The organism is Pseudarthrobacter sp. LMD1-1-1.1, from assembly GCF_040676255.1.
Lineage (GTDB): Bacteria > Actinomycetota > Actinomycetes > Actinomycetales > Micrococcaceae > Arthrobacter.
The window spans coordinates 341,912-367,771 of record NZ_JBEGHP010000024.1 but is presented as its reverse complement, the minus strand read 5'-3'; the positions used below and the strand labels follow the sequence as shown (position 1 = coordinate 367,771).

The 25,860-nt window shown below is 67.0% G+C and carries 24 protein-coding genes, 1 tRNA gene and 1 riboswitch; of the genes, 13 read left to right on the top strand and 12 right to left on the bottom strand.

Features of this window, described 5'->3' with window-relative positions:
- The first annotated feature begins 117 nt into the window (after window positions 1-117).
- Window positions 118-3,624 (top strand): bifunctional proline dehydrogenase/L-glutamate gamma-semialdehyde dehydrogenase, encoded by a 3,507-nt coding sequence (locus tag MRBLMD1_RS18140; protein WP_364402164.1) that lies wholly within the window; start codon window positions 118-120, stop codon window positions 3,622-3,624.
- 76 nt (window positions 3,625-3,700) lie between these two features.
- Here MRBLMD1_RS18140 and MRBLMD1_RS18135 read toward each other — a convergent pair whose 3' ends face one another.
- Both MRBLMD1_RS18135 and MRBLMD1_RS18130 read right to left on the bottom strand, forming a co-directional pair.
- A complete protein-coding gene (locus tag MRBLMD1_RS18135) occupies window positions 3,701-4,015 on the bottom strand; it encodes a hypothetical protein (RefSeq protein ID WP_159630136.1) in 315 nt (104 codons plus the stop codon).
- 168 nt (window positions 4,016-4,183) lie between these two features.
- On the bottom strand, window positions 4,184-5,038 hold the full coding sequence (locus MRBLMD1_RS18130) for a LysR substrate-binding domain-containing protein (protein ID WP_224023508.1): 855 nt from the start codon (window positions 5,036-5,038) through the stop codon (window positions 4,184-4,186).
- 141 nt (window positions 5,039-5,179) lie between these two features.
- On the opposite strand from MRBLMD1_RS18130, the gene MRBLMD1_RS18125 reads away from it, so the two are divergent.
- Window positions 5,180-6,559 (top strand): MFS transporter, encoded by a 1,380-nt coding sequence (locus MRBLMD1_RS18125; RefSeq protein ID WP_364402160.1) that lies wholly within the window; start codon window positions 5,180-5,182, stop codon window positions 6,557-6,559.
- 99 nt (window positions 6,560-6,658) lie between these two features.
- On the opposite strand, the gene MRBLMD1_RS18120 is transcribed toward MRBLMD1_RS18125, so the two are convergent.
- Window positions 6,659-6,799, bottom strand: a complete 141-nt coding sequence (locus tag MRBLMD1_RS18120; protein WP_201302376.1) for a hypothetical protein — start codon at window positions 6,797-6,799, stop codon at window positions 6,659-6,661.
- Between the two features lie 92 nt (window positions 6,800-6,891).
- Window positions 6,892-6,965 (bottom strand) — tRNA-Gly (locus tag MRBLMD1_RS18115).
- 239 nt (window positions 6,966-7,204) lie between these two features.
- On the opposite strand from MRBLMD1_RS18115, the gene MRBLMD1_RS18110 reads away from it, so the two are divergent.
- The gene (locus tag MRBLMD1_RS18110; RefSeq protein ID WP_159635075.1) at window positions 7,205-7,666 is read left to right on the top strand and encodes an SRPBCC family protein; all 462 of its coding nucleotides are present in this window, start codon (window positions 7,205-7,207) and stop codon (window positions 7,664-7,666) included.
- 12 nt (window positions 7,667-7,678) lie between these two features.
- Here MRBLMD1_RS18110 and MRBLMD1_RS18105 read toward each other — a convergent pair whose 3' ends face one another.
- On the bottom strand, window positions 7,679-9,247 hold the full coding sequence (locus MRBLMD1_RS18105; RefSeq protein ID WP_414703718.1) for a CAP domain-containing protein: 1,569 nt from the start codon (window positions 9,245-9,247) through the stop codon (window positions 7,679-7,681).
- A 283-nt stretch (window positions 9,248-9,530) separates the two neighbouring features.
- On the opposite strand from MRBLMD1_RS18105, the gene dcd reads away from it, so the two are divergent.
- Entirely contained in the window at window positions 9,531-10,106 is a 576-nt protein-coding gene (gene dcd / locus MRBLMD1_RS18100) for a dCTP deaminase (RefSeq protein WP_159630142.1), read from the top strand.
- Between the two features lie 46 nt (window positions 10,107-10,152).
- Here dcd and MRBLMD1_RS18095 read toward each other — a convergent pair whose 3' ends face one another.
- The 3 genes from MRBLMD1_RS18095 to MRBLMD1_RS18085 form a co-directional block, all read right to left on the bottom strand.
- Window positions 10,153-11,334 carry a cation:proton antiporter gene (locus MRBLMD1_RS18095; protein WP_364402152.1) on the bottom strand — a complete coding sequence of 394 codons (1,182 nt, stop codon included), beginning with the start codon at window positions 11,332-11,334 and terminating at the stop codon, window positions 10,153-10,155.
- A gap of 5 nt (window positions 11,335-11,339) precedes the next feature.
- Window positions 11,340-11,822, bottom strand: coding sequence for a cation:proton antiporter regulatory subunit (locus MRBLMD1_RS18090; protein WP_159630146.1), 483 nt, complete (start codon window positions 11,820-11,822; stop codon window positions 11,340-11,342).
- A 63-nt stretch (window positions 11,823-11,885) separates the two neighbouring features.
- The gene (locus tag MRBLMD1_RS18085) at window positions 11,886-13,289 is read right to left on the bottom strand and encodes an MFS transporter (protein WP_364402149.1); all 1,404 of its coding nucleotides are present in this window, start codon (window positions 13,287-13,289) and stop codon (window positions 11,886-11,888) included.
- Window positions 13,290-13,484: 195 nt separating this feature from the next.
- Between MRBLMD1_RS18085 and MRBLMD1_RS18080 the strand changes: the two genes are divergently transcribed.
- From MRBLMD1_RS18080 to mnhG, 6 genes are read left to right on the top strand one after another with little or no spacing between them, the layout of a single operon-like run.
- Window positions 13,485-16,613 (top strand): Na+/H+ antiporter subunit A, encoded by a 3,129-nt coding sequence (locus tag MRBLMD1_RS18080; RefSeq protein WP_364402146.1) that lies wholly within the window; start codon window positions 13,485-13,487, stop codon window positions 16,611-16,613.
- Window positions 16,610-17,215 (top strand): Na(+)/H(+) antiporter subunit C, encoded by a 606-nt coding sequence (locus tag MRBLMD1_RS18075; RefSeq protein WP_224023497.1) that lies wholly within the window; start codon window positions 16,610-16,612, stop codon window positions 17,213-17,215. The genes MRBLMD1_RS18080 and MRBLMD1_RS18075 overlap by 4 nt, the downstream gene beginning before the upstream one ends.
- The gene (locus tag MRBLMD1_RS18070; RefSeq protein ID WP_364402143.1) at window positions 17,212-18,819 is read left to right on the top strand and encodes a Na+/H+ antiporter subunit D; all 1,608 of its coding nucleotides are present in this window, start codon (window positions 17,212-17,214) and stop codon (window positions 18,817-18,819) included. The genes MRBLMD1_RS18075 and MRBLMD1_RS18070 overlap by 4 nt, the downstream gene beginning before the upstream one ends.
- Window positions 18,816-19,361, top strand: coding sequence for a Na+/H+ antiporter subunit E (locus tag MRBLMD1_RS18065; protein ID WP_224023493.1), 546 nt, complete (start codon window positions 18,816-18,818; stop codon window positions 19,359-19,361). Before MRBLMD1_RS18070 ends, MRBLMD1_RS18065 begins: the two co-directional genes overlap by 4 nt.
- Window positions 19,358-19,636, top strand: coding sequence for a monovalent cation/H+ antiporter complex subunit F (locus tag MRBLMD1_RS18060; protein ID WP_159630158.1), 279 nt, complete (start codon window positions 19,358-19,360; stop codon window positions 19,634-19,636). Before MRBLMD1_RS18065 ends, MRBLMD1_RS18060 begins: the two co-directional genes overlap by 4 nt.
- Window positions 19,626-20,030, top strand: a complete 405-nt coding sequence (gene mnhG, locus MRBLMD1_RS18055; RefSeq protein ID WP_224023489.1) for a monovalent cation/H(+) antiporter subunit G — start codon at window positions 19,626-19,628, stop codon at window positions 20,028-20,030. The genes MRBLMD1_RS18060 and mnhG overlap by 11 nt, the downstream gene beginning before the upstream one ends.
- Before the next feature lie 22 nt (window positions 20,031-20,052).
- On the opposite strand, the gene MRBLMD1_RS18050 is transcribed toward mnhG, so the two are convergent.
- The 4 genes from MRBLMD1_RS18050 to MRBLMD1_RS18035 all read right to left on the bottom strand — a co-directional run bounded on the left by MRBLMD1_RS18050 (window position 20,053) and on the right by MRBLMD1_RS18035 (window position 22,550).
- Window positions 20,053-20,316, bottom strand: a complete 264-nt coding sequence (locus MRBLMD1_RS18050; RefSeq protein ID WP_159630162.1) for a DUF4235 domain-containing protein — start codon at window positions 20,314-20,316, stop codon at window positions 20,053-20,055.
- Window positions 20,317-20,413: 97 nt separating this feature from the next.
- Window positions 20,414-20,767 carry a CDGSH iron-sulfur domain-containing protein gene (locus MRBLMD1_RS18045; RefSeq protein WP_364402137.1) on the bottom strand — a complete coding sequence of 118 codons (354 nt, stop codon included), beginning with the start codon at window positions 20,765-20,767 and terminating at the stop codon, window positions 20,414-20,416.
- Window positions 20,764-21,819 carry an iron-containing redox enzyme family protein gene (locus MRBLMD1_RS18040; RefSeq protein WP_364402134.1) on the bottom strand — a complete coding sequence of 352 codons (1,056 nt, stop codon included), beginning with the start codon at window positions 21,817-21,819 and terminating at the stop codon, window positions 20,764-20,766. Before MRBLMD1_RS18040 ends, MRBLMD1_RS18045 begins: the two co-directional genes overlap by 4 nt.
- Before the next feature lie 188 nt (window positions 21,820-22,007).
- Window positions 22,008-22,550, bottom strand: a complete 543-nt coding sequence (locus MRBLMD1_RS18035) for a heme-degrading domain-containing protein (RefSeq protein ID WP_364402131.1) — start codon at window positions 22,548-22,550, stop codon at window positions 22,008-22,010.
- A gap of 86 nt (window positions 22,551-22,636) precedes the next feature.
- A riboswitch (TPP riboswitch) is annotated at window positions 22,637-22,777 on the top strand.
- A 67-nt stretch (window positions 22,778-22,844) separates the two neighbouring features.
- Here MRBLMD1_RS18035 and MRBLMD1_RS18030 point away from each other — a divergent pair.
- Genes MRBLMD1_RS18030 through MRBLMD1_RS18020 form a run of 3 tightly spaced genes read left to right on the top strand, consistent with a single transcriptional unit; the run spans window position 22,845 to window position 25,812 of the window.
- Window positions 22,845-23,468, top strand: a complete 624-nt coding sequence (locus MRBLMD1_RS18030) for an ECF transporter S component (RefSeq protein WP_018769981.1) — start codon at window positions 22,845-22,847, stop codon at window positions 23,466-23,468.
- Window positions 23,468-25,015 carry an ABC transporter ATP-binding protein gene (locus tag MRBLMD1_RS18025; RefSeq protein ID WP_364402127.1) on the top strand — a complete coding sequence of 516 codons (1,548 nt, stop codon included), beginning with the start codon at window positions 23,468-23,470 and terminating at the stop codon, window positions 25,013-25,015. The genes MRBLMD1_RS18030 and MRBLMD1_RS18025 overlap by 1 nt, the downstream gene beginning before the upstream one ends.
- A complete protein-coding gene (locus MRBLMD1_RS18020; protein WP_275180611.1) occupies window positions 25,012-25,812 on the top strand; it encodes an energy-coupling factor transporter transmembrane component T family protein in 801 nt (266 codons plus the stop codon). Before MRBLMD1_RS18025 ends, MRBLMD1_RS18020 begins: the two co-directional genes overlap by 4 nt.
- The last annotated feature ends 48 nt before the right edge of the window (window positions 25,813-25,860 follow it).

Sequence of the window (25,860 nt, the reverse complement as noted above, 5' to 3'; positions counted from 1 at the left end):
ATAAAACATTGGTTTTCCTAACCTGTACTGGTTGGAAAAGATCGCTTTATCTTATGTGAGTTGAAGCTCATACTGGTGGAAAGACCTCCCAGAACACCAGAAAGATCGGGAAAAACAATGACCCACGTTGCAATGGAACCGGCAGTCGCCAAGGCGGCCACCCCGCAGACCGTCGACGTCGACGTCCCCCAGGCCAAGGCCCTCGCCAATGAAGCGGTCGCCCTGGTCCGGCGCTGGCTCACCGAGGCCGCCAAGGTTCCGGTGGACGCCTCCGCCGAGCAGTTGGCCGGCGTCCTCAAGGACCCCAACGGCCTGGACTTCACGGTGGGCTTCGTGGACGGCGTGGTCCGTCCCGAGGACCTCAACGTCGCCGCCCGCAACCTCGCGAAACTGGCCCCCAAGGTTCCCGCCTTCCTGCCCTGGTACATGCGCAGTGCCGTGGCACTGGGCGGCACCGTGGCCCCCGTCCTGCCGCAGGTGGTCATCCCCGTGGCCCGCAAGGTCCTGCGCGAAATGGTGGGCCACCTGATCGTTGATGCCACCGACGCCAAGCTGGGCCCGGCCATCGCCAAGATCAAGAAGGACGGCATCAAGCTCAACGTCAACCTCCTGGGCGAGGCAGTCCTCGGCGAGCACGAAGCCTCCCGCCGCCTCGAAGGCACGCATACGCTGCTGGCCCGCCCCGACGTCGACTACGTCTCCATCAAGGTCTCCTCCACCGTGGCCCCGCACTCCGCCTGGGCCTTCGATGAAGCCGTGGAACACGTCGTCGAAAAGCTCACGCCGCTCTTCCAGCGTGCCGCTTCCTATTCCGCCAGCGGGCAGAAGAACAAGTTCATCAACCTGGACATGGAGGAATACAAGGACCTGGACATGACCATCGCGGTCTTCACCCGGATCCTGGACAAGCCTGAGTTCCAGGACCTCGAGGCCGGCATCGTGCTCCAGGCCTACCTTCCGGATGCGCTGTCTGCCATGATCCGGCTGCAGGACTGGGCCGCAGAGCGCCGCGCCAACGGCGGCGCCGGCATCAAGGTCCGCGTGGTCAAGGGGGCCAACCTGCCCATGGAGCAGGTGGAAGCCTCGCTGCACGACTGGCCGCTGGCCACCTGGGGTTCCAAGCAGGACTCGGACACCAGCTACAAGAGCGTTATCAACTACGCGCTGCACCCCGAACGGATCAAGAACATCCGCATCGGCGTCGCAGGGCACAACCTGTTCGACATTGCCTTCGCCTGGCTCCTGGCCAAGCAGCGCGGTGTGGAGTCCGGCATCGAATTCGAGATGCTGCTGGGCATGGCGCAGGGCCAGGCCGAGGCCGTCAAGAAGGACGTCGGCTCCCTGCTGCTCTACACGCCGGTGGTGCACCCGTCCGAGTTCGACGTCGCCATCGCCTACCTGATCCGCCGCCTGGAAGAGGGCGCCAGCCAGGAAAACTTCATGTCGGCGGTCTTCGAGCTCAGTGAAAACGAAGGACTGTTCGAGCGCGAGAAGCAGCGTTTCCTCTCCTCGCTGGAGGCACTGGACAACACCGTTCCCCTGCCCAACCGGCGGCAGGACCGGAACCTACCCCCGGAGGCCATGCCGCACACCGGGTTCCGGAACACCCCGGACACCGATCCCGCACTGCCGGCCAACCGCACCTGGGGCCGGGCCATCCTTGAACGCGTCCCGTCCTCCACGCTGGGCGACGCATCGGTGAAGGCTGCCTTCATCAATGACGAGGACACCCTCAACTCGGCCATTGCCAACGCCGTGGAGAAGGGCAAGGCCTGGGGCGAGCTGTCCGGCAACGAGCGCGCAGACATCCTGCACCGCGCCGGGGAGATCCTGGAAGCCCGCCGCGCCGATCTGCTCGAGGTCATGGCCAGCGAGACCGGCAAGACCATCGACCAGGGCGACCCCGAGGTCAGCGAGGCCGTGGACTTCGCCCACTACTACGCCGAATCGGCGCGCAAGCTGGACACGGTCGACGGCGCCACATTCGTCCCAGCCAAGCTCACCGTTGTCACGCCGCCCTGGAACTTCCCGGTCGCCATCCCGGCAGGGTCCACCCTTGCGGCACTCGCCGCCGGCTCCGCCGTCGTCATCAAGCCCGCCAAACAGGCCGCCCGCAGCGGCGCCGTCATGGTCGAGGCGCTGTGGGAGGCCGGCGTGCCCAAGGGCGTACTGACCATGGTCCAGCTGGGGGAGCGGGAGCTCGGCACCCAGCTCATCAGCCACCCTGCCGTGGACCGCGTGATCCTCACCGGCGGCTACGAAACCGCCGAGCTCTTCCGGTCCTTCCGCAAGGACCTGCCGCTGCTGGCCGAAACCAGCGGCAAGAACGCCATCATCGTCACCCCCAGCGCCGACCTGGACCTCGCCGCCAAGGACGTGGCCTACTCCGCGTTCGGCCACGCCGGCCAGAAGTGCTCCGCTGCCTCGCTGGTGATCCTGGTGGGCTCCGTGGCCACGTCCAAGCGGTTCCACAACCAGCTGATCGACGCCGTCACCTCCCTGAAGGTGGGCTACCCGCAGGATCCCACCAGCCAGATGGGTCCCATCATCGAACCCGCCAACGGCAAGCTCCTCAACGCCCTCACCACTCTGGGCGAGGGCGAGAGCTGGGCCGTCGAGCCCGCGAAGCTGGACGAGACCGGCCGGCTGTGGAGCCCGGGCGTGCGCTACGGCGTCAAGCGCGGATCCTACTTCCACCTGACTGAGTTCTTCGGCCCGGTCCTGGGCGTGATGACCGCGGACACCCTGGAAGAAGCCATCGCCATCCAGAACCAGATTGAATACGGCCTCACGGCAGGCCTGCACTCCCTCAACTCCGAGGAACTGGGCATCTGGCTGGACACCATCCAGGCCGGCAACCTCTACATCAACCGCGGCATCACAGGCGCCATCGTCCAGCGCCAGCCGTTCGGCGGCTGGAAGAAGTCGGCGGTCGGCGCCGGCACCAAGGCCGGCGGCCCCAACTACCTGGCTGGCCTGGGCGACTGGTTCCCCGCGGAGGCATCCGCCACGGCTCCGGTAGCCAACGCGGCCGTCCGCCGCATCCTCAACGCAGCCGGCCCCGCCCTGGAACCGGCGGGCTTTGAGTCCGTCCAGCGGGCCCTGGCATCCGACGCCGAAGCCTGGGCTGACGAGTTCGGCGCCGCCAAGGACGTCTCCGGGCTGGGCGCGGAGCGGAACATCTTCCGCTACCGCAGCCTGCCGGTCACCATCCGCCTCTCCGAAGGTGCGCCGCTGGCGCACCTGGTCCGGACTGTGGCGGCCGGTGTGCTGGCGGGTTCGGCCGTCACGGTGTCCACCGCCGTCGAACTTCCCGCCCAGCTGCGCTCCGTGCTCACCGCACAGGACATCGACGTGACGGTGGAGTCCGACGCCGGCTGGCTGGCTTCCGCCGGACACCTCGCCGCAGCGGGCAAGCTCTCCGGCGCCCGCATCCGCCTGATCGGGGGCGACGCCTCGGCACTGGCCGAAGCCACCGGCGGCCGTCCCGACCTGGCCATCTACGCCCACCCCGTCACGGAGGCCGGCCGCGTGGAGCTGCTGCCCTTCCTGCACGAGCAGGCCGTCAGCATCACCGCCCACCGGTTCGGAACCCCGAACCATCTGTCGGATGCCCTGATCTAGCGCCTGCGGGCACAAAAAAGTCCGGCGGTTGGGTTTGTTCTCACAAGCCCAACCGCCGGACCTTTTTGTATGCCCGCTAGCCCAGGTACCAGCCCGGCGGCGTCCAGGTGGCCGGGACGCTGTGGGCGGAGAAATCCTCGCAACGGGTGCAGGTGTAAGCCACCTCGCCAAGGGTGGCCACCGTTCCGTCACGCCGGTAGGTGGGCGGAATGTACGACTCGAGATAGACGAACTCGTCCGTACGGCATTTGTCGCAGGTGGGTTTCCCCACGTATCCGGAGTCAACGGAGGCGTGTCCGGTTCCGAGGGTGTTCTGGCGGGTGGACGGCCGTGCGTTGGAGTACGGGCGTGCGTGCGCAGAACCTGGGTGGATGTTCCTAGCTGTCGTCATTGGCTGCCTGTCCCAAGCGGTGGTTTCCGGCATGCGGATACGCGCTTGTTTCGGTGAACTGGCCTGCTGCTTGACCTTGGAAAACCAGCATAGGGGAAGCCACTTCCCCTATCAATGGACACGGTCCCCCTAACTCGCCGAAATGCTGGAAATTGGGCCGCAGGAGAGTTAAGTTTGGCGGTTAATGGTCCTGCCGACAATCGACTGGGTAAGGGCGTCGATCACCTCAGCATTGGCCAGCGGATTGCGGATCAGGGTGAAGTCCACGTCCCCCACGGCGGGAAGGTCGAAGCGCCGGGTGATGATCTTCAGGTCTTCGGGCACCAGCGACGTGGGCATGACGGCCACCCCGATGCCCGCCCTGACCGCCGCCAGGACCCCGCTGATCTGCCGGGTGGTGCAGGTGATCCGCCACGTCCTGCCGTTGGCCTCCAGCGCATCGATGGCCAATTTTCGGCTGAGGCTGGGGGCCGGATAGGCGATCAGGGGCACGGGGGTTCCCGGTTCCATCACCGTCTGTTCCAGGCCCACCCAGGAAAACGAATCGTGCTGGACCACGGTGCCGTCTTTGGCGCCGGCCACCCATTTCACGAAGACCAGGTCCAGTTGGCCGGCGTTGAGCTTTCGGTACAGCTGGTCGCTTTGGCCCACCGTGAGTTCGAGGTTGATCTGCGGATAGATCTGCCGGAACTCGCGCAGGATCCGGGGGAGCCCGGTGATGGCGAGATCGTCAGCGGTGCCGAACCGCAGCCGTCCGCGCATGGCCGACCCCGAGAAATAGCGGGCAGCGGCGTCGTGCGCGGACAGGATGCTCCGTGCGAAACCGGCCATCGCATCGCCGTTGTCCGTGAGCCTGACGTCGCGGGTGTCCCTGGTGATCAGGGTGCGCTTGGCGGCTGCCTCCAGTTTGCGGATGTGCTGGCTGATGGTGGGCTGGGCCAGCCCCAGGCGTTCAGCGGCCTTGGTGAAGCTCAGGGTGTCCGCCACCGCCAGGAAGGAGCGCAACTGTGCTGGTTCGAACATGAGGGACTCCGGTGTCCTTCCGGCTGGGTTGCTTATTGCGTTTTGCAATACGAGTTATAGGGACCATACCCCTCCATAATCTGCTCGGCCAGCCTAGCGTTAAGGACATCCCAGACCGCCCGCAATTTTGAGGACACTCCTGTGGCACCGCCTCCGCCTTCGTCGGCTTCCGTCTCCCAACCAGTCATCGACGCGGCGGGTTCAGCGCCGCCTAACAACCAGACCCAGCCGCTGCCCGTCGTGGCGGAGCGGCTCCCCTGGAAGCACACCTTCATCTCGCTGAAGGTACCCAATTTCCGGATCTTCGCGGCCGGCCACTTCATCGCGGTCATTGCCATCTGGATGCAGCGGATTGCGCAGGACTGGCTGGTGCTCCAGCTCTCCGGCTCCGTGACGGCCGTCGGCGTGACCGTGGCACTGCAGTTCCTGCCGTCCCTGCTGCTGGGTCCCTGGGGCGGCATGATCGCCGACAGGTTCGCCAAGCGGAAGATCCTCATCCTGTGCCAAAGCATGGCTGCGGTCCTGGCTGCAACGCTGGCCACGCTTGCCCTCACCGGCGTCATCATGGTGTGGCACGTCTACGCCATCGCCCTGGTCCTGGGCCTGGTGACGGTCCTTGACCAGCCCGCACGCCAGGTGTTCGTCAATGAGCTGGTTGGTCCCCGGTACCTGCGGAACGCCATCAGCGTGAACTCCACGACGTTCCAGTTGGGCGGCCTGATCGGTCCCGCCATTGCCGGCCTGCTCCTGACGGCGGTCGGTGCCGGCTGGGCTTTCGCGGCCAACGCCGTTGCCTGCTGCTCCACGGTGGTGATGCTGCTGATCCTGCGGAAAGACCAGCTGTACGTCAACGCTCCCACCCCCAAGGCCAAGGGAATGCTCCGGGAGGGGCTCCGCTATGCCTTGAGCAAGCCCACCATCTATTGGCCGTGGCTGATGGCCGGTTTCATCTCTGTTTTTGCCATGAGCCTGCCGGTGCTCCTGGCCGCGTTCGCGGACCACGTATTCAAGGTAGGCGCCGGCGGCTACGGGCTCCTGAACGCGCTGGTGGCACTGGGCGCGTTGTCCGGCGCCGTGGCGTCCACCCGCCGCCGGCAACTGCGGCTGCGGTCAGTGGTGTTCTGCGCCGGAATGTATGGCCTGATGCTCTGTCTGGCCGTCCTCGCCCCCTCCATGGTCTGGTTTGGGGTGGTCATGGTGCTGTCCGGCTTCTGGTGCCTCATGTTCCTCACCGGGTCCAACCAGCTGGTGCAGGTCAGCTCCAACATGGGGATCCGCGGCCGGGTGATGAGCCTGTACATCATGGTGCTCATCGGCGGCCAGGCACTGGGCGGGCCCATGCTGGGGTGGATCGCCGAACACGCCGATCCGCGTGCGGCCCTCCTGGTATCCGGGGGAGTCCCGGCACTGGCGGCACTGAGCGTGGCCGCCATCCTGGCACGGAAAGGTGGCCTGACGGTCAGGATGGACATGAAGGACCGCCTGCCATTGAGAATCGTCAGCAGGCAGGCAAGAGCCTAGGAGGCGTGCCCGCTGGGATCCTCCCGGGCGCAAAACAAGACCCCGCCATCTGTGTCGATGACGGGGTCTTGTGCTTTGGCCCAGCAGGTTGGTGCTGGTTTACTTCTTCTTCGCCGCTTTGGTGGGCGTGACGTCCAGGGAGCCGGCAGGGGCGGATGCGGCCCTCTTGTCTGCGCGCTTTTCCTTGATGGACTTTCCGGACTTCTTTGATGCCGTTTGACGCGGTGACTTATCAGCCATGATTGCTCCTGTAGCGGAACCGCAAAAGGTTCCTTACTGCAGACCATACACCTTGGGGGATGCTTCGGAGCGCGCGTAGCCGGCGGGGAAATTGGAGCGGCTGACGGGAATCGAACCCGCGTATCAAGCTTGGGAAGCTAGCGCTCTACCATTGAGCTACAGCCGCAGTGCCGCCGCTCGCGCGGGGCAAAACTTAGCTTAGCGCAGATCGGCCGACTCCCCGCCCACCCGGGCCGGCGGCCGCTGCGTGTCCTGCAACCGTGGACGTCATCCAGTAACTCTTCAATAACGTCGGCGGTGCCGGCTAGGTCAGGGTGCCGGGCGGTGGCTAACCTGATCCGGGTAGCGGCCGCTTTGGGGGAGGCAGTTATTGCGGCAGCCGACGTCAACCACAGGAATTTCTTCATGGCAATCGCAGAGCACGAGGTCCTCATCGAACGCGACGCCATGGCCGTGTACCAGTACCTCCTTGATGCCACCAATCTTCCCGCCTGGCGCAGCGACGTCCGCAGCGTGAAGCTCGTGCAGGGCCCGGCCGAAGCCAAGGGCGCCGTATACCGGAAGATGGTCGCCGGACGCTCCGGACTGAGCATCCCCGCGGAGCTGGAGATCACCAATGTGCGGCCCGGAGCCGAAATCCAGTTCCACGTGGTGTCCGGCCCTGCCACCCGCTGGGGCGGCTATTACCTCAGCAGCGAAGACGCCGGCACCAGGGTCCGGTTTGCCGTGGAAGCCAAACGCGAGGGACGGTTCGGGTTCCTCAGCAGGTGGACCTTCTTTAACGGGATGCTCCAGCGCCGGGTCAGTTCCGATGTGGCCCAGCTGGACCGGCTGAAGAACGTGCTGGAGCTCCAGCCGGCCCTCTGAATCAGTTCCGGATCACTGCGCCAGCCGCTGCCCGGTCCATGGTCCGGCAATGGTCGACGGCGACGCGAGGCTTCCGGAGCCCAGGTCCCAGTACTGCACGGTGTCGTTGGCCCGTCGGATCGCAACACCCCTGGAGTTCAGTCCGGTGGCGTTCAGCAGCGCCCGGATTCCCGTGACGTCCGTCCAGCCGGTGGCGATGGTGGCCCGCGTTTCTGCGCGGAGCGCGGTGCTGCCCAGTCCGCGGTAGAGCTGGACGGTGCCGTCGGCCCTCAGCCCCAGGATGTCCTGGAAGCCGTCGCCGTCGTAGTCCACCATGGACAGCCTGGATGCGTAGACACCCGTGGCAACCGTGACGCGCTCAGCAATATCACCGGTGCCCTTGTTGCCGTATAGGTACAGGTTTCCGGCACCATCCAAGGCCAGGATCTGCGGCATCCGGTTGTGGACGCACCAGCCTCCCACCGCCAGGGTCAAGGTGTCCCAACCGCCCACGCCGAGGGTGATGGGCGCCTGGAACCCGCCGCTGGCGATGCCCCGGTGCAGGGTCAGGTTGCCACTGGCCCACTGGGTCAGGACGTCGAAAGTGCCATCGCGGTCCCAGTCGGTGACGAAGACTTCCTTGGCTCCGCTGAAGCCTGCGCCGATTACCCTGGCCGCGGCGTAGGTGCGGGGCCCGGTGGAGGCGCGGTCCAGCAGCTGTCCCGCGGAGTCGACGGACACGAGGTCGGCCGGACCGGTGATTGCCGCAGCGGCGAGGTTGAGGGTGGGCGGCATGTGCTTGACGGGTGCGTCGCACAGGCTTGGCGGCGGTGCCGGGAGCGATCCTCCCGATGAGGCACCGCCGGGTGAATCGAGGGTGCCCGCCGGCAGTGTGGTGTAGCCGAAGAAGTTCACCACACCCCAGATCTGGTAGGTGGAGTTGGTGTAGGAGACCCCCGCGCCCATCACGTTGAAGCGCGGGTCCAGGAGCATGGCGTTGTGGCCGGGTGATCCCTTCCACCATTCCACGAGCTGGGCTGCGTCCCGGTCGGTGCGGATGGCGATGATCTCACCGGCGCCGTTGTTGGGGCTCATTGCGCGGGGGTCAGTCCAGAAACTGGCCCGGTGCTCGATCACCTCACGGGTGGCAATGTTGTCCGACCATTCCTGCGACAACCCGGCCACGGTGGGGTGGTACTTCACCTTGTTCAGGCCGTTGGCCACGCGGTACTCGTTGATCTTGGTGAAGAGGGTAAGGATGGCGGAGGAGTTGCTGTCCGGGACCAGGGCTTGTGTGGACGTACGTGTGGCGGCAGGGTCGGCCGCCGCGGGTGGGGTGGACGGCGATGCCAGTTCCTGGTCCGGTGCCCAGAGCGGCGGGATGGAAACGGTCTGGGGTGCGGCTTCAGGGGATGGTGAAGCCGGGGCCGGTGGTGGCGCCGTTTCCGTTGCGGGTTGGACAGTCACTGTGGAAGGAGCTGCCGCGGGTGTGGGCGTGGAGGCGAGTGCAGGGGTGGCCTCCGGCACGGGCGAGGCAGCCCGGATATCCGGGTCGACGGCAGGGGTGAGGCTGCCGGCGGAGCCGTCGTCCTTACTGGTCATGCCGGCGCCGCGCACCAGGGGCGCTGCCAGTGAGATGCTCGCTGCTCCCGCCTGGTGAAGGGGCACGGGCGCAGGAGGTGCGGACGCGGACGACGAGACCAGCGCCAACGCACAGAGCACGCCAAGAAAAGACGGTGCCACTAATTTATTCACAACATCCCCAGCTCTGTTATGCCATCCGGGAGACCATTCCGGCGGCTTTCATTCGCAACATTAGCCCCACGAGGCCACAGCAACAACGGGAAAGTGCTGGTGTGGATAACCGATACGGTAATTTGGGACGGTGCTGATCTCTGACCGCGACATTCGTGCCGAAATTGATTCCCAGCGGATCGTGCTGGAACCGTTCGATCCGGCGATGGTCCAGCCGTCGTCCGTGGATGTCCGGATCGACAAGTTCTTCCGGTTGTTCGACAACCACAAGTACGCGCACATCGATCCCGCGCAGGAGCAGCCCGAGCTGACCCGGCTGGTGGAAGTGGAGCAGGACGAGGCCTTTATCCTGCACCCGGGTGAGTTCGTCCTGGGGTCGACCTACGAGACCGTGACCCTGCCCGATGACATTGCGGCCCGGCTGGAAGGCAAGTCATCCCTGGGCCGGCTTGGCCTGCTGACGCACTCCACCGCAGGCTTCATCGACCCCGGTTTTTCCGGCCACGTCACCCTCGAACTGTCCAACATGGCCACCCTGCCCATCAAGCTGTGGCCGGGCATGAAGATCGGCCAGCTCTGCTTCTTCCGGCTGAGCTCGGCCGCGGAGTTCCCGTACGGCCAGGGGGAGTACGGCAACCGGTACCAGGGCCAGCGCGGTCCCACCGCCAGCCGCAGCCACCTGAATTTCCACCGCACCAGTATCTAGCAGCACCTGTGGCCGGCCGCCGGCCACCAGCCCGGCCGCAGGAACGCTAGAGCTGTGGTGCGACCGCCGGCCTCCGGATGAACGGCTTGGCCAGCGGTTCCACGTAGCGTGCGGCCAGCGGCCCCAACACCGCCATCAGCAGCACGTAGGCGGTGGCGAGGGCAGCGAGCTGATGCGGGACCGCTCCCGACGCGACAGCCAGCCCCGCAATCACGATGGAAAATTCGCCGCGGGCCACCAGGGCAGCTCCGGCGCGGAAGCGCCCGGGCCGGGCAATCCCGGCCTGCTTGGCCGCCCAGATCCCGGTCAGCATCTTGGTTGCCGCGGTGGCGACAGCCAGGACCAGGGCCCACCCCAGGACCGGCGGGATGGATGAGGGGTCCGTGTTGAGCCCGAACGCCACAAAAAAGATGGCGGCGAACAGGTCCCGGAGCGGTTCGAGGATGCGGGTGGCGTTGTGGGCGGTGGAACCCGAGATGGCAATCCCCAGCATGAAGGCACCCACCGCGGCGGAAACCTGCATGGCGGACGCTGCGCCCGCCACCAGCAGGGCTGCCCCGAGGACATTCAGCAGGAAGACCTCGGAGTTCTCGCTGTGCACTGCCTTGGAGACATGGTGCCCGTGCCGCAGGGCCACCATGAGGACCACGCTGACCACGGCCAGGGCGATCCCCACCGTGGTGAGGCCGCCGAGGAAACTCACGCCCGCCAGCGTGGCCGTGAGGATGGGCAGGTACACGGCCATGGCCAGGTCCTCGAAGACCAGGATGGACAGCACCACGGGGGTTTCCCGGTTGCCCAGCCGGCCGAGATCCGTGATGACCTTGGCGGCGATGCCCGATGAGGAAATATAGGTGACGCCGCCCATGACCATGGCCCCCACGCCACCCCACCCCAGGAGCAGGGTAAGCGCGGCGCCGGGCAGGAAGTTCAGGACGAGGTCGAGGACGCCGGCCTGCCAGGAGCGGCGCAGGCCGGTGAAGAGCTCTGCGGCCGTATATTCCAGCCCGAGCATAAGCAGCAGGAGGATGACGCCGATCTCCCCGGAGAGATGTGCGAACTCGTGCATGCCTTCAAGCTTGATGATGCCGCCGGCACCAAACGCCAGCCCGCCCAGCAGGTAAAAGGGTATAGGGGACATGCCGATCCGTCCGGCCAGCCTGGCCAGGAGGCCGAGGCAGAACACAACGGCCCCCAGTTCAACGAGGGTCTGGGCCAACGGGTCCATGGGAACTAGCCGTGGCGCAGGATGTCGGCCGCTGAGTCGAGGCCTTCCTGGGTGCCCACTGCCACCAGCAGGTCGCCGGGGTGGAGGACGACGTCGGGTCCGGGCGAAGGCAGCACCTCACCCTCGCGCATGATGGCCACGATCGACACCCCGCACCGGGTGCGGATGGACGCCTTGCCCATGGGCTGGTTCTGGAACGGGGAGTCCGCTGCAATGGAGAACTGCCGGGTGACGATCCCCGGAACGTCCTTGTGCTCCTCCGCGAGCTTCATGGCCAGGTGCATGCCGCCCAGGAGGTTGCCCAGGGTGGCTGCTTCATCGCTGGTAAGCGGAATCGAGGCCTGGCAGGTATCGGGGTCGTCCCAGGTGGAAACGATGAGTTCCGTCTGGCCTTCCCGGAGTTCCACCACGCCGATGCGGCGTCCGGAGGCGGTCATGAAATCCTTCCGGCGGCCCAGTCCGGGGAGGTTCGTTTCATCCACGTTCATGACTCCAGCCTAGTCTGCCTGGCAACATCCCGCCGGGGTCCGGAACAGGGCCGGACGGTGGTTTCAGCTGGCGGGGACCACGGCGATGGGTGCCCGTTCCGGCGCCTTTACCGGCAGCAGGACCAGCAGTCCGGCGAGCAGGACCACCATGATGCCCAGGATGCCCCACCGCTGCGCCTGCCCCGCGGGCACCAGCGGGGTGGCCACGGTGATGCAGAGCGTGAAGAGAGCGGGCGCCAGGAAGCTGACGGCCCGTCCGGTGGTGGCGTAGAGGCCGAACAGCTCACCGGATTCGCCATGCGGTGCCAGCCGTGCCAGGTAGGCGCGGGAGGAGGACTGGGCGGGACCGACGAACAGGCCGAGGAAGAGCCCGAAGACCCAGAACGTGGTGCTGCCCGCCCACTCCATGCCGAAGACGGAATAGCTGCCGTTTCCCAGGACCAGGATTGCGCTCCCGGCAACCAGGAGGCCCACCAAGGAACCGGTGATGACCGTCTTGGGTCCTACCTTGTCGTCCAGGAACCCGCCGATCACCGCGCCAATGGCTGCCACGACGTTCCCGAAGATGGCGAAGAAGATGACCTGGGAGAGGGCAAAGCCGAAAGTGCCGGCAGCGATGATGCCGCCGAAAGTGAAGACGGCGGCGAGGCCGTCCCGGAACACGGCGCTGGCCAGGAGGAAGTAGATGGTATGCGGGCTGGTGGCGTAGATGGCCTTGATCCGCCGGAACAGCAGCCCATAGCTGGCCAGGAACCCCAGGCGCGCCGCCTGCCCGGAGCGGGGCAGTTCAGGGACGGCAAACAGGACGGGGAGCGCGAAGACGAAGAACCACAGGGCGGAGAAAACCGCCACCAGCCTGATGTTGAGGCTGTCCTGCGTGGAGGCGCCGAACCATGCGAAAGCAGGCTGGACGAACAGCTGCAGGACGATCAGGAGTGCCACGATGCCGCCCAGGTAGCCGGCGCCCCAGCCGAAACCGCTGACCTTTCCGATGTTCCGCGGGGTGGACACCTGCGCGAGCATGGCGTTGTAGTTGACGCCGGCGAATTCGAAGAAGACATTGCCCAGCGCGATCAGGGATACGCCGAGGAACAGGAATTCCGGGTGCGGGAACACGAAGAAGCACAGAGCGGTGAGGACGGCGACGACGGCCGAGTTGACTCCCAGCCACAGCTTGCGCCGGCCCCCTGCGTCCGAGCGCTGGCCGGTGACCGGTGCCAGCAGCGCGATGGCGAACCCGGCAACCGCCAATGCGCCGCCCAGCACTGCGGAGGCACTGTCCTCGCCACCGAAGGCGTTGGACGTCAGGTAGACGGTGAAGACGAAGGTGGTCATGACGGCGTTGAAGGCCGCCGAGCCCCAGTCCCAGGAGGCCCAGGCCAGGACCTGCCCTTTGGTGGAGGACCCGGTTCCGGCAACAAGATCCGAGGCGGGCTGCATCGCCCCTGGAGCGCTGGCGCTGTTCATAGGATGCATCGTATCCGCCCGTGGCGAACACCCACGGGAGCGCGGGCCCTTGTCGCCGGGGATTCCGGCTTTGGGTGCAGGTAAAACCGCCAAGGTTACCGGACCGGCCTTGGTAAACTGAACCCTCCCGAACCTTACTTTTTGCCGCCTGCTCCAACTTTTGACAATCGAATCCCTGACGTTGCGGAGAATACAGTGATCACAGTCCTTGCCGTGCACTTTTCGGTGGCTGTCCTCGCGCCCTTCCTCTTCAGGGTCTGGGGCCGCAACGCCTTCTACGCGTTGGCTGCCGTCCCGGCGGTTTCCTTTGGCTGGCTGATGTTCCAGCACAACCCCGTCTACTCCGGACCCGGTGCCGTCACTGAGGTCCTCGAATGGATCCCCAGCCTCCACCTTTCGCTGTCGTTCCGCATGGACGCGCTGGCCTGGGTGATGTCCCTGCTGGTGCTCGGCGTCGGGTCCCTGGTGCTGGTCTACTGCGCGCGCTACTTCAAGCGGAAGGACCAGGACCTGGGCGCCTTTGGTGCCCAGCTGCTGGCGTTCGCCGGTGCCATGTTCGGCCTGGTCACCGCGGACGACCTCCTGCTGCTGTTCATCTTCTGGGAACTGACCACCATCCTGTCCTACCTGCTGATCGGCTTTGCCCGGACCCGGCTTGCGGCCCGCCGCTCCGCACTGCAGGCGCTGATGGTCACCACCGCCGGCGGCCTTGCCATGCTGGTGGGCCTGATCATGCTGGGCAATGCCGCCGGAACCTACAGCATCTCCGCCATCCTGGAGCAGGCCCCGGCGCTGGCCGGCGGGACGGCCGGCACCATGGTGAGCGCCGCCGTCGTCCTCATCCTGGTGGGTGCCATCACCAAATCCGCACTGGTTCCGTTCCACTTCTGGCTGCCGGGCGCGATGGCGGCCCCCACCCCCGTGAGCGCCTACCTGCACGCCGCGGCGATGGTGAAGGCGGGCATCTACCTGGTGGCGCGGCTTGCCCCGGGATTCTCGGAGACGGCGTTCTGGCAGCCCGTGGTCCTGGGGCTGGGCCTGGCCACCATGCTGGTGGGCGGCTACCGGGCGCTGCGGCAGACCGACATTAAGCTGATTCTGGCCTACGGCACCGTCAGCCAGCTGGGCTTCCTCACCATGGTGGTGGGCCTGGGAACGCCGGACGCCGCCCTGGCGGGCCTGGCCATGCTGCTGGCGCACGGCCTGTTCAAGGCCACGCTGTTCCTGGTGGTGGGCATCATCGACCACCAGTCCGGGACCCGCGACGTCCGTAAACTGTCCGGCGTCTTCCGCTCCTCCCGGGCCCTTGGCATCGTGGCCGGCATCGGGGCCGCGTCCATGGCGGGCGTTCCGCTGCTGGCCGGCTTTGTGGCCAAGGAATCGGTGCTGGAAGCATTCGTGCACCACGCCACAAACCCGCACGCCGGGCCGTGGGGCATGGTGGTGCTGGTGGGAATAGTGGTGGGCTCGATCCTCACTTTCGCCTACAGCGCCCGCTTTATGTGGGGCGCATTCGCCGTCAAGCCCGGCGTGGACCCCACCCCGTTCAAGGCCATCAGGCCCTCCTTCCTGGCCGCCCCCGCGGTCCTCAGCCTCCTGACGATCGCCTACGGGCTTTGGCCGGTGCCGGTGGACGCCTGGATCCAGCCGTACGCCGCGCTGTTCGCTTCCACAGCGCCCGACGCCGGCACCGCGGCAGCGCAGGCGGGCCACCTTGCGCTGTGGCATGGCGTCACACCGGCACTGGGGCTGACGGCCGTCACCTTCGCACTGGGCCTGGCCATGTATTTTGGCCGCAGTGCAGTGGCCCGGGCCCAGTCCCTGGTCCCGGCCTGGGTGGACGCCGACCGCGCCTACCAACTGACCATCGGCGCGCTGGACGACGCGGCCGTCTGGATCACCGGCCGGACCCAGCGCGGCTCACTGTACTTCTACCTCGCGGTCATCCTGAGCGTGGCGTTCGTCCTGCCGCTGGCCGCGATCCTGCTTGGCGGCAACGCCCTGCCGCAGGACATCTACCTTGTGGACCCCAACTCGCCGCTGCAGCTGGTGGCCGGGGTGGGCATCGTCATCGGCGCCCTGGCTGCCGTCAAGGCCAACAAACGTTTCCTTGCCGTGCTCATGGTGTCCGTCACCGGGTACGGCATCGCGCTGGTGTTCGCCCTGCAGGGTGCCCCGGATCTGGCCCTGACCCAGATGCTGGTGGAAACCATCATCCTGGTGGCCTTTGTCCTGGCCATGCGCAGGCTGCCGCCCGAACTGCGGGACCGCACCGGCGGGAAATACCGGGTCCTGCGGGTGATCATCGGGTTGGGCTTCGGCGTGACCATGGTGTTCGCCGCGATTTTCGCCATGGGCGCCCGGACCGCCATCCCCGTGTCCCTGCAGTTTCCGCAGCTCGCCTATGAAGGCGGCGGGGGCCTGAACGTGGTCAACGTGACCCTGGTGGACATCCGCGCCTGGGACACGTTCGGCGAGATCAGCGTCCTGGCGCTGGCCGCCACCGGCGTGGCAAGCCTGATCTTCGTCCGGGGCCGGGGCGACAGGCTGCAGGCGTCCGCCACCGTGGCAGCGGGCACGGTGGGACGCCATCCCGGTGCCGACCCCGGCTCCCGCGACGCTGCGGCCCTGGCCATCAGCCGGAAGTTCGCGGCCTCCACCCGGGACGTTTGGATTGTGGCAGGGCGGACCCTGGCTCCGGAACGCCGCTCCATCATCTTCGAGGTGGTCACCCGGCTGATCTTCCACTCCATGATCATCTTCTCGCTGTACCTGTTGCTGGCCGGCCACAACCTGCCCGGCGGAGGATTCGCCGGCGGTCTCACCGCGGGACTGGCCCTGACCATCCGCTACCTGGCGGGTGGCCGGTTCGAGCTGCGGGAGGCGGCGCCCCTGAGTGCCGGCGCGCTGCTGGGCATTGGCCTGGCCCTGGCGGCCGCCTCCGGAGTGATGCCCCTGCTGCTGGGCGGCCAGGTCTTCCAGTCCGCCATCATCGAGGTGTGGCTGCCCGTTTTCGGGGACATCAAGTTCGTCACCTCCACCATCTTCGATATCGGCGTCTACATCGTGGTGGTGGGCCTGGTGCTTGACGTGCTGCGCAGCCTCGGAGCCGAGATCGATGAACACCTGGAGGACCAGTCCGCGCCCGGGAGCGAGGAACAGGACCAGGAGCAGGAGCAGGAGCCGGACCAGGACCAGGACCAGGAACCGGACCACGGCCAGGGCCGGGAGCCGGACCGGGCCGGGGAAGAGCAAGGATCCGGCCGCCTGGACCAGGAACGGGACGGGGTTCCTGCCGAAACCACTGCGAAGGGCCACGCATGAGCGTCAACCTGACACTGCTGATCGTCATGGGAGCGCTGTACGCCTGCGGCATCTACCTGATCCTGGAACGCAGCTTGACGCGGGTACTGCTGGGGCTGATGCTGCTGGCCAACGCCACCAACCTCCTGATCCTCGCCACCGGGGGATATGCAGGCCTGGCGCCGCTGTTCTCCAAGGACACACCTGCCCAGGACTACAACGATCCACTGCCGCAGGCCCTGATCCTGACGTCTATCGTGATTTCCTTCGCCGTCACGGCATTCATGCTGGGCATCATCTACCGCACGTGGGTGCTGGCCCGCCAGGACGACATCCAGGATGACGTGGAGGACCTCAGGGTGGCGGAGACCCCCAGCTTCGATGCGGAGGACGACGCCGAGGTGCCCGCGGAAACGTCCGAATTCCCGCTCACCATGCTCGGTTCCGACGGCCGGAATGTGTCAGACCACGGACCGTCCGGAGCGGATGCCGGCCAGGAAACGGACCAGCCGGTGGCCACGCTGGTGGCCGGCGGCCGGGAGATGCCCGCAGAACACGCTGCCGCGGAGGAAAAGCCCGGCTCACTCAACGTTGACCCCAGCCCGGAAGGAGGCGGAAAGTGAACATCGCAAGCTTTGCCCCGCTCGCCGTCGTACTTCCCATCCTGGGCGCCGCCCTGACCTTCCTGCTGATCCGGCATTCCAGGGCCCAGCGCGCGGTGAGCATCGCCTTGCTGTCGCTGACCCTGGCGCTCGAATGCCTCCTGCTGGCCTCGGCGTGGAATGACGGCACCGCCGCGGTGACCATCGGAGGCTGGATCCCTCCGTTTGGCATCGTCATGGTGGTGGACCAGTTCTCCTCCCTGATGCTGGTGGTGTCCTCCGCCGTGAGCTTGGCCGTGCTGGTCTACGCCACAGGGCAGGGCATGGCCGACGGCGACCGCGACGCACCGGTCTCGATCTTCCACCCCACGTACCTGATCCTGGTGGCAGGGGTGTCCAACGCGTTCCTGTCCGGTGACTTGTTCAACCTCTACGTGGGCTTCGAGATCCTGCTGACTGCAAGCTACGTGCTGATGACCCTGGGCGGGACCGGGCCGCGCATCCGCGCCGGCGTCACCTACGTGGTGGTGTCCGTGGTGTCCTCGGTGTTGTTCCTGATTGCCATCGCCATGGTCTACGGAGCCACGGGAACGGTGAACATGGCGGACCTGGCCATCAAGCTGGGCGAACTGGACCAGGGCACCAAAACCCTGCTGCATGTGATGCTCCTGGTGGCCTTCGGCATCAAGGCCGCCGTTTTCCCCCTCTCCTTCTGGCTCCCCGACTCCTACCCCACGGCGCCCGCGCCGGTCACCGCCGTGTTCGCCGGCCTGCTGACCAAGGTGGGCGTCTACGCGATGGTCCGGACCGAGACGCTGCTGTTCCCCGGCGACACGTTGAACACGCCCCTGATGGTGGTGGCGCTGCTGACGATGGTGGTGGGGATCCTGGGTGCGCTGGCCCAAAGCGACATCAAGAGGCTCCTCTCGTTCACCCTGGTCAGCCACATCGGCTACATGGTGTTCGGGCTGGCCATGTCCTCCGCAGTGGGACTGGCAGCGGCGGTCTTCTACGTGGCGCACCACATCACCATCCAAACCAGCCTTTTCATGGTGACCGGCCTGATCGAGCGCCGCGGCGGCAGCTCGTCCGTGGACCGGCTGGGCGGCCTCGCAAAGCTCTCGCCCATGCTGGCCCTGCTGTTCTTCATTCCCGGAATGAACCTGGCCGGCATCCCGCCGTTCTCCGGGTTCCTGGGCAAGGTGGGGCTGCTGCAGGCCGGTGTCCAGCTGGGCACACCACTGGCCTATGCGCTGGTGATCGGCGGTGTGGTGACCAGCCTCCTGACGCTGCTGGCCATCGCCAGGGTTTGGAACCGCGCGTTCTGGCGCCGCCCCACCGATGCCGAACATCCGGACCCGGTGCTCCTGGCCCCTCCCGTGGCGAGGCTCTCCGGTCCAGGCGCCAAGGTCAACAACACCGTGACGCTCCTGCCGCGCACCATGGTGGGTTCGACAGCGGGCCTGGTGGTGCTCGGCATTGCCCTGACCGTCTTTGCCGGACCGCTGTTCGCTCTCTCGGACCGGGCCGCCCGGGACATGCTTGACCGGACGCCGTACATCGAGGCGGTGCTGGGCGACGGTACTTCCGTCCCGGGCACAACCGCCGGGGGAGGAGGGCGATGAGCCGCAAACGTATTTCGCTGCGCCAGGAGCTGCCGCTGCTGGTCTGGCTGGTGATCGTCTGGGGCGCCCTGTGGCAGGATTTCAGCCCCGGAAACCTGTTGTTCGGTGCCCTCCTGGCCGTGGGCGTGGCCCGGCTCTTCTACCTTCCGCCGGTGGAGCTCAGCGGCCGCTTCAATATCCTCTACGCCGTGCCCTTTGCGCTGGCCTTCGTCGGCAAGGTGGTGGTGGCCAGCGCCCAGGTACTGTACCTGGCAACGGCCCGCGGACCCAAGGTGACCAACGCCGTCGTCGCGGTGAAGCTGAGGAGCCACCAGGACCTGATCGTCACCGCCACCGGCCATGTGATCTCCCTGATCCCGGGCTCGCTGGTGGTGGAGGTGGACCGTTCCACGTCCACCCTCTACCTGCACGCCCTTAACATCACCTCAAAACAGGACGTGGAGGGCCTGCGGAACGAAGTCCGTTCCATTGAAGCCGGCCTGATCCGCATCATGGGCAGCCGCGAGGAACTCGAAGAAGTGCGAATGGAGGCCACCGCATGATGAACGTTGTCCTGGCCGTTACGGCCGTCATTTTCTCGCTGGCCGCGGCGGGTGCCATCCTTCGGATCGCCCGAGGCCCGTCGCTGCTGGACCGGGTCCTGGCCGCCGACGTCCTGCTCGCCATCCTGGGCGGGGCGCTGTGCATCGATATGGCAGTGAACCGGCACTTGAACAACCTGATGCTGGTGGTGGCCATCTCCATCATCGGGTTCATCGGGTCCGTGACGGTGGCCCGGTTCGTGGCGGACCGGAGGGTGAAGCCCAATGAATCCTGACTTTTCCGGGCCGGATGCCTGGATCGACGCTGTCTCGGCAGTGTTCATGGTGGTGGGCGCGCTCATGTCCCTGGGCGCGGCGATTGGCCTGCTGCGCTTCCCGGACCTGCTGAGCCGCATGCATGCCGCCACCAAGCCCCAGGTCCTGGGCCTGTTCCTGCTGCTGGCCGCCATTGGGCTGCAGATGCGGACCTGGTGGGTGTGGCCGGTCCTGGCTGTGGCATGGATCTTCCAGCTGCTCACGGTGCCCGTATCCGCCCACATGGTGGGCCGGGCCGGCTACCGCACCAAGCACCTGCACCGGGAGCTGCTCACAGCCGACGAGCTGGAAGCCGTGGTGCAAAAAGCCGCCGCCGAGACCGCCCTGGAGGACAGTTCCGACGACGGCCGGTAACGCTAAGCGAAGCTTTGGGCAGCTAGACGATGTCCTGCGTCTTGGCGAACCGGGTGATGGCGCGCTGGGTGCCGCGGTTGGCCAGGACCTGGATGATGGCACTGACAGACGCCGAGATCAGCGCGAAGGTCAAAGCAGACCGGAGGCTGGTGGGGACGTCCTCGTTCTTGCCGGTGGGGGCTTTCTGCCCCGTGGTCTTTTCCCAGATGGTGTTGACCAGCTTGGTGCCGGCCAGGCCTGCGCCTAGGCTCACGGCGGTCCCGAGCAGTTTGATGAGAAGGTTCATTGCTGGTACTCCTTGCGGGCGGAAAACGGACTGGTCCCAGCCTAGCCTCACACCCGGGCTGGTCCGGGCAGGGCGTGGCCGGCGGGCGGCTCTGTGGTCAGGCCGGGGGCTGGCCGCCCTTGGGTTCGGTGCGGAACTTGATCATCTTGTGGGTGCCGTCGCAATAGGGCTTGATGGCGGACGCCCCGCACCGGCACAGGGCGACGGTCCTCCGCTCCCTGGGCACGGCGTCGCCGGAAGGGGTAACGATCTCGAAGTCACCCCTGACAATGAGGGGACCATCGGGGCACACCACGATCGAGCCGGGGGCGGGTTCCTGCTCCACGTCCGGCCGTGTTCCATGCTGTTCGAAGTTCATGCCTGCACCACATTCATTGTTGTTTCCGGTTTCCTCGGCGCCCAGCCGCTGCGGCTTCGCAGAATCGTCGTAGGCCTGCCGCGAGCTTGTCACGCTGCCGCCGGCACGGCCGCCCGGAGCGATGTTTCCCCGGCTTCCCAGGAGGACAGGAGGTGGGCGGAGACGCGGCCGTCGATCGCCATGACGGCGGTGGCGCCGAACAGGACGTCCGCAAGGAGCTTTGGCTCTGCTTCAACCAGGCCGCCGGCGAGGTCCCGCCCGGCAATCTGTTCATGCACGGCGTCCGCCTCCACATGCTCATCGAAGTAGTGGGTGACGTCCGCGGCGAAACCGTGCCGGCGGAATCCGTTGCCGTAGAAGCGGTTGGGCTGGGATGAGGTCATTTCGTAGATGGCCAGGTGGCCGGTGATGGCCCCGCGGAGCCGCCGGTTCAGGCCGCACAGCGACATGAGGTTCACGGATGCGAGGGAGACGGCCGGGATGGTGTCGACGTAGGCGCCGTACCTGTCATCCAGGCCCAGCCCGCGCATGGTCCGGGCAAACAGCGCGCTGTGCATCCGTTCCGGCCTGCCGCCGCCGTATTCGTCGGCCTGGATTTCCACGAGGGCAGCCTTGGCCCGGCCGGTGAGCCGCGGAATGGCCCAGGTGTGTGGATCGGCTTCCTTCAACTGGTACACGGACTTGTGGATCAGGAACTCTTTGAGCTGCTCCAGGCTTGCCTTCCGTGCGACAAAGCGGGAAACGCTGGGACCGGTGTCCATAGAGGCGAGGCCAAAAAGGACGTCGGCAACGGCATCGCTGGTCATGGCAATCCCGGCGGCCAGGTCGGCGTCACCGGCGGCCTGGCGTGCGGCGGCACGAAGGGCGGCTTCGAAGGGTTCCTCGATCAGGCGCCGGACCCTGATCAGGGCCGGTTCCCACTCCCAGGCGTCGCTGACCCCGTCCAGGCCCGAATAATGCAGTTCGTAGAGGCAAAAGAGGGACAGCTGGATGTCTTCGTCGGCGATGATGTCACCGGTTCCGGCCACCTGCCCCGCTACCAGCCGGTACAGCCCGTCCAGCTCGGGCGTGGCTGCATCAGGGGCCTTGGACAGGGCCGCAAAGAGGGCGCTGCTGATGGGGCCTCTGGTGTCCGGGATTCTCATGGTGCTCCTTGATTGCCGCGCCGGTTCCGGGAAGGGGCGCCGATGGTGCCCCCATTCCCTTTGGTGTCGTACCCCGGGGACAACATAGTAAGCATGATTACTAATGAAAGCTAAGCAGCCTGCTGCCGCCTGGCATGTACGGGTGCTTGTCCCGCTGCGCCTGGTCAGCCAGGGCTGGTTGGCCGGCGCTACTCGTCCAGCGCCGACCCCAGGATGTCGCGCAGTGCCTCAACCACCAGTTCGTGGTCCTGCAGCTGCGGCAGTCCGGACACCGCCACGGAAGCCACCACCCCAACGCCCGTGACGTGGATCGGAAACGCGCCCCCGTGTGCCGCGTAGCGGGACTGGTCGAACCAGGCGTTGTCCTCGATCCGGCCGCCGCCCAGCCGGCCACGCAGTCCCACCAGGAGGGAGGGCGCCTCGTACCGGAGGGCAGTGCGCTGCTTGGCCCGGATCCAGTGGCCGTTGTCAGGCGTGGCGCCCGGAAGCGCGACATGGAACAGCACCTGCTCACCCTTGGCGATGTCGATGGCGATGGGCAACGACCGCTCCTTGCCCAGTTCAACGAGGAGCAGGCCAAGGTTCAACGCATCGTCCAGCGAGAAGCCGGGAAACTGGAGCTCCCGGACCTCCGCCTCAATCCGGGCAATCTGAGCCTCCAGTGAGCCCTCCGGCTGGGCGTCGCCAGAATCAGGATCGAACCCGGTCACATCCGGTGGATTGGCGGTCATGGCCCTCAATCTACTCCTGCCAGGTGTAAACTTGACCACGCCCAACTGGGCGAAATAAACAGCGTTACCCAACCACAAAGCAACACTAAAAACGACAGGGGAGCGCCGCCGTCGGGCATCCTGGCACAGGCCGGGCACCGCAGGTGGGCGCTGAGAGTGCGGACAGCCGCAGACCCTCGAACCTGATCCGGTTAGTACCGGCGCAAGGGAGTCGAGTTCTCAAAGTGTCGCGGATGCACGGCCACAGGCCGGCAGCCGGGTCCACTTTCCCCTCCTGTTTCCCAGGAGGATCACATGAGTACTGCAGCAATCAAGAAGACCACCAGTAAGTCCTGGCGCGTCGTGGACATCGTCGTCGCCGCCCTGGTGGCCATCGCGGGCGGCGTCATCTTCTGGGCATGGGATCAGGGGGCCGCCGCACTGTCCGCCCCCATGAACGCCGCCTACCCGCCCCTGACCGGACTGCTGGCGGGCGGCTGGATGATTCCCGGGGTGCTGGGCATGCTCATCATCCGCAAGCCCGGAGCCGCCCTGTTCTGCGAGACCGTAGCCGCCACCGGCGAACTGCTGATGGGTTCCCAGTACGGCGCCTCGGTCCTGTTCTCGGGTTTCATCCAGGGCCTGGGCGCGGAAATCATTTTCGCGATCTTCGTCTACCGCAAGTTCAACCTGCCTGTATCGCTGCTGGCCGGCGCCGCGGCAGGGTTCTTCTGCGGCCTGAATGACTCGTTTGCCCCGTGGGGCTGGAACATTGCCTACTCCGGCGCGGACAAGCTCGCCTACATCGTGCTGACCACCCTTTCCGGGGCCATCCTTGCGGGCGCTTTGTCCTGGCTTGCCACCCGCGGCCTGGCCCGCACCGGCGTGCTGAGCTCCTTCGCGTCCCGCAAGGCTGCCACGGAGCCCGTCTTCTCCTGATGGCACCCTCCCAGGACGCCTCCGGCACGGTCCGGCCTGCCGCCATCGCCGCCCGCGGCTGGGGATGGCGGCACGCCGGAAGGGCCAAGCCCGCCGTCCACGGCCTTGACCTGGACATCGCCCCCGGGGAGCGGGTGCTCCTGCTGGGGCCTTCCGGCGCCGGGAAGTCCACGCTGCTGCACGCCCTGGCCGGCGTCCTGGGAGACATCAACGACGACGGCGAGGCAGGCGACGCCGACGAGTCCGGTTCGCTGCTGGTGGACGGAGCCCCGCCACGGGCACGGCGCGGCCGCGCCGGTCTCATGCAGCAGGACCCGGAGACCCAGGTGGTCCTGTCGCGGGTGGGGGACGACGTCGCCTTCGGCGCCGAAAACCTTGCGGTGCCCCGCGACGCCATCTGGCCGCGCGTTCACGAGGCCCTTGCCGACGTCGGGCTCGCCCACCTCCCGCTGGACCACCCGACGTCGGCCCTCTCCGGCGGCCAAAAGCAGCGCCTGGCGCTGGCGGGCATCCTGGCAATGCGTCCCGGACTGATCCTGCTGGACGAGCCCACCGCCAACCTGGACCCGGACGGCGTGCTGGAGGTCCGCGACGCCGTGGCCCGCTCCCTGGACAAAACCGGGGCGACGCTGGTGGTGGTGGAGCACCGGGTGTCCGTCTGGAAGGACCTCGTGGACCGGATCGTGGTCCTGCAGCCCGGCTCCGCCGCGGATCCTGCAGTGCTCCTGGACGGGCCGCCGGACCGCGTCCTTACGGAGGCGCGGACCATGCTGGCCGCTGCCGGCGTGTGGGTGCCCGGGTATGTGCCGGCCACACGCGCCCGCGCCGCCGTCCCGGCTCCCGGTGCAGGCAGCCTCCTGCTGGCCGCAGAGCAGCTGGGCGTCTCCCGCGAACGCCCCCGCCGCAAAGGCTTCCGGAAGATCCCGCCGGTCCCGGTTCAGGAGGGCGTGGCCGCGCAGGTCCGTGCCGGGCAGGCCCTTGCCATCACCGGCGCCAACGGTGCCGGCAAGTCCACGTTCGCGCTGACCCTCGCAGGGCTGCTTGAGCCGGTGGCCGGAAAGGTGTCCGCCACGCTGGACCTCAGCCGCGGCGCCGGCATCGATCCGTACAAGTGGAAGGCCGAGCAGCTGATTTCGCGGGTGGGCACGGTGTTCCAGGAGCCGGAGCACCAGTTCGTCACCGGAAAGGTCCTTGACGAGCTGCTCTTCGGCCCGCGGCACCTGGGGCACGGCGAGGACCGGGTTGAGGAACTGCTGGAGCGGCTGCGCCTTACCCAGCTGGTGGACGCCAACCCCTATACGCTCTCCGGCGGTGAGAAGCGCCGGTTGTCCGTGGCCACCGTCCTGGCCGCCAGCCCCCAGGTGCTGATCCTGGACGAGCCCACGTTCGGCCAGGATGCCAATACCTGGGCCGAGCTGGCATCGTTCCTGTCCGAGCTCCTTGATGGCGGCACCGCGGTCGTAGCCGTGACCCATGATGCCGAATTCACGGAGGCGCTGGGCGGGGCGGAACTGCGGATGGCCGTGGCGGAAGCGGTGGCGCCATGAGGCAGCAACTCACCTTGAGCGGCAACCACGCCCTTCTTGCCCGCGCCAACCCTTTGAGCAAGTTCGCGGCCGTCCTGCTCATCACGGCCGTCCTGGCGCTGTCCATCGACTGGGTGTCCGCGTCCGTGGCCCTGGTGTTCGAACTTCTGTTGTTTCCCCTGGCCGGCCTCACTTTGTCCCTGCTGTGGCAGCGTGGCTGGCCGCTGATCCTCGCCGCTGCCGTCGGGGGCTGGAGCACCGCCATCCTGGCACCGGACAGCGGCAGGATCCTGCTCGACGCCGGCATCTGGACCATGAGCGAGGGTTCCCTCCAGCTCGGCATCGGATTCCTGCTGCGCGGTTTTGCGATCGCCCTCCCGGCGGTGCTCCTGATGAGCTGCACCGATCCCACCGACCTCGCCGATGCGCTCGCGCAGAAGGCGCGCCTGCCGCACCGGTTCGTCCTGGGAACCCTGGCTGCGATGCGTTTGGTGGGGCTCATGGCCGAGGAATGGCAGACCATCGGGATGGCGCGGCGTGCCCGCGGCGTAGGGGCCCGGGGCAGCCTGGGGCAGCGGGTGACGGCGACGCTGGGGCAAAGTTTCGGGCTGCTGGTCCAGGCCATCCGCCGTGCATCGAGGCTCGCCGTCACCATGGAGGCGAGGGGTTTCGGCGGCGGCCGGCGGACCTGGGCCCGGGTGTCCACCTTCAGCCCGCTGGACCTCTGGGTGGTGGCAGGCGGCGTCCTGGTGGCCGGACTCGCCCTTTTCGCAGCTGTTACGGCCGGTACCTGGAATATGGTGTGGCTGGGGAGTTAAGCCACCCGCTCGGGGGACAGGCGGGGCTCCCTATCGCACCGAATGGGT

Coding starts and splice junctions, on each gene's coding strand:
- MRBLMD1_RS18130 (WP_224023508.1), bottom strand. CDS start 5,038: ATGTTCGAACCAGCACAGTTGCGCTCCTTCCTGGCGGTGGCGGACACC.
- MRBLMD1_RS18105 (WP_414703718.1), bottom strand. CDS start 9,247: ATGACCAGTAAGGACGACGGCTCCGCCGGCAGCCTCACCCCTGCCGTC.
- MRBLMD1_RS18135 (WP_159630136.1), bottom strand. CDS start 4,015: ATGACGACAGCTAGGAACATCCACCCAGGTTCTGCGCACGCACGCCCG.
- MRBLMD1_RS18075 (WP_224023497.1), top strand. CDS start 16,610: ATGAGCGTCAACCTGACACTGCTGATCGTCATGGGAGCGCTGTACGCC.
- MRBLMD1_RS18090 (WP_159630146.1), bottom strand. CDS start 11,822: ATGAACGTGGATGAAACGAACCTCCCCGGACTGGGCCGCCGGAAGGAT.
- MRBLMD1_RS18030 (WP_018769981.1), top strand. CDS start 22,845: ATGAGTACTGCAGCAATCAAGAAGACCACCAGTAAGTCCTGGCGCGTC.
- mnhG (WP_224023489.1), top strand. CDS start 19,626: ATGAATCCTGACTTTTCCGGGCCGGATGCCTGGATCGACGCTGTCTCG.
- MRBLMD1_RS18060 (WP_159630158.1), top strand. CDS start 19,358: ATGATGAACGTTGTCCTGGCCGTTACGGCCGTCATTTTCTCGCTGGCC.
- MRBLMD1_RS18065 (WP_224023493.1), top strand. CDS start 18,816: ATGAGCCGCAAACGTATTTCGCTGCGCCAGGAGCTGCCGCTGCTGGTC.
- MRBLMD1_RS18120 (WP_201302376.1), bottom strand. CDS start 6,799: ATGGCTGATAAGTCACCGCGTCAAACGGCATCAAAGAAGTCCGGAAAG.
- MRBLMD1_RS18035 (WP_364402131.1), bottom strand. CDS start 22,550: ATGACCGCCAATCCACCGGATGTGACCGGGTTCGATCCTGATTCTGGC.
- MRBLMD1_RS18110 (WP_159635075.1), top strand. CDS start 7,205: ATGGCAATCGCAGAGCACGAGGTCCTCATCGAACGCGACGCCATGGCC.
- MRBLMD1_RS18025 (WP_364402127.1), top strand. CDS start 23,468: ATGGCACCCTCCCAGGACGCCTCCGGCACGGTCCGGCCTGCCGCCATC.
- MRBLMD1_RS18040 (WP_364402134.1), bottom strand. CDS start 21,819: ATGAGAATCCCGGACACCAGAGGCCCCATCAGCAGCGCCCTCTTTGCG.
- MRBLMD1_RS18095 (WP_364402152.1), bottom strand. CDS start 11,334: ATGGACCCGTTGGCCCAGACCCTCGTTGAACTGGGGGCCGTTGTGTTC.
- MRBLMD1_RS18020 (WP_275180611.1), top strand. CDS start 25,012: ATGAGGCAGCAACTCACCTTGAGCGGCAACCACGCCCTTCTTGCCCGC.
- MRBLMD1_RS18050 (WP_159630162.1), bottom strand. CDS start 20,316: ATGAACCTTCTCATCAAACTGCTCGGGACCGCCGTGAGCCTAGGCGCA.
- MRBLMD1_RS18085 (WP_364402149.1), bottom strand. CDS start 13,289: ATGAACAGCGCCAGCGCTCCAGGGGCGATGCAGCCCGCCTCGGATCTT.
- MRBLMD1_RS18140 (WP_364402164.1), top strand. CDS start 118: ATGACCCACGTTGCAATGGAACCGGCAGTCGCCAAGGCGGCCACCCCG.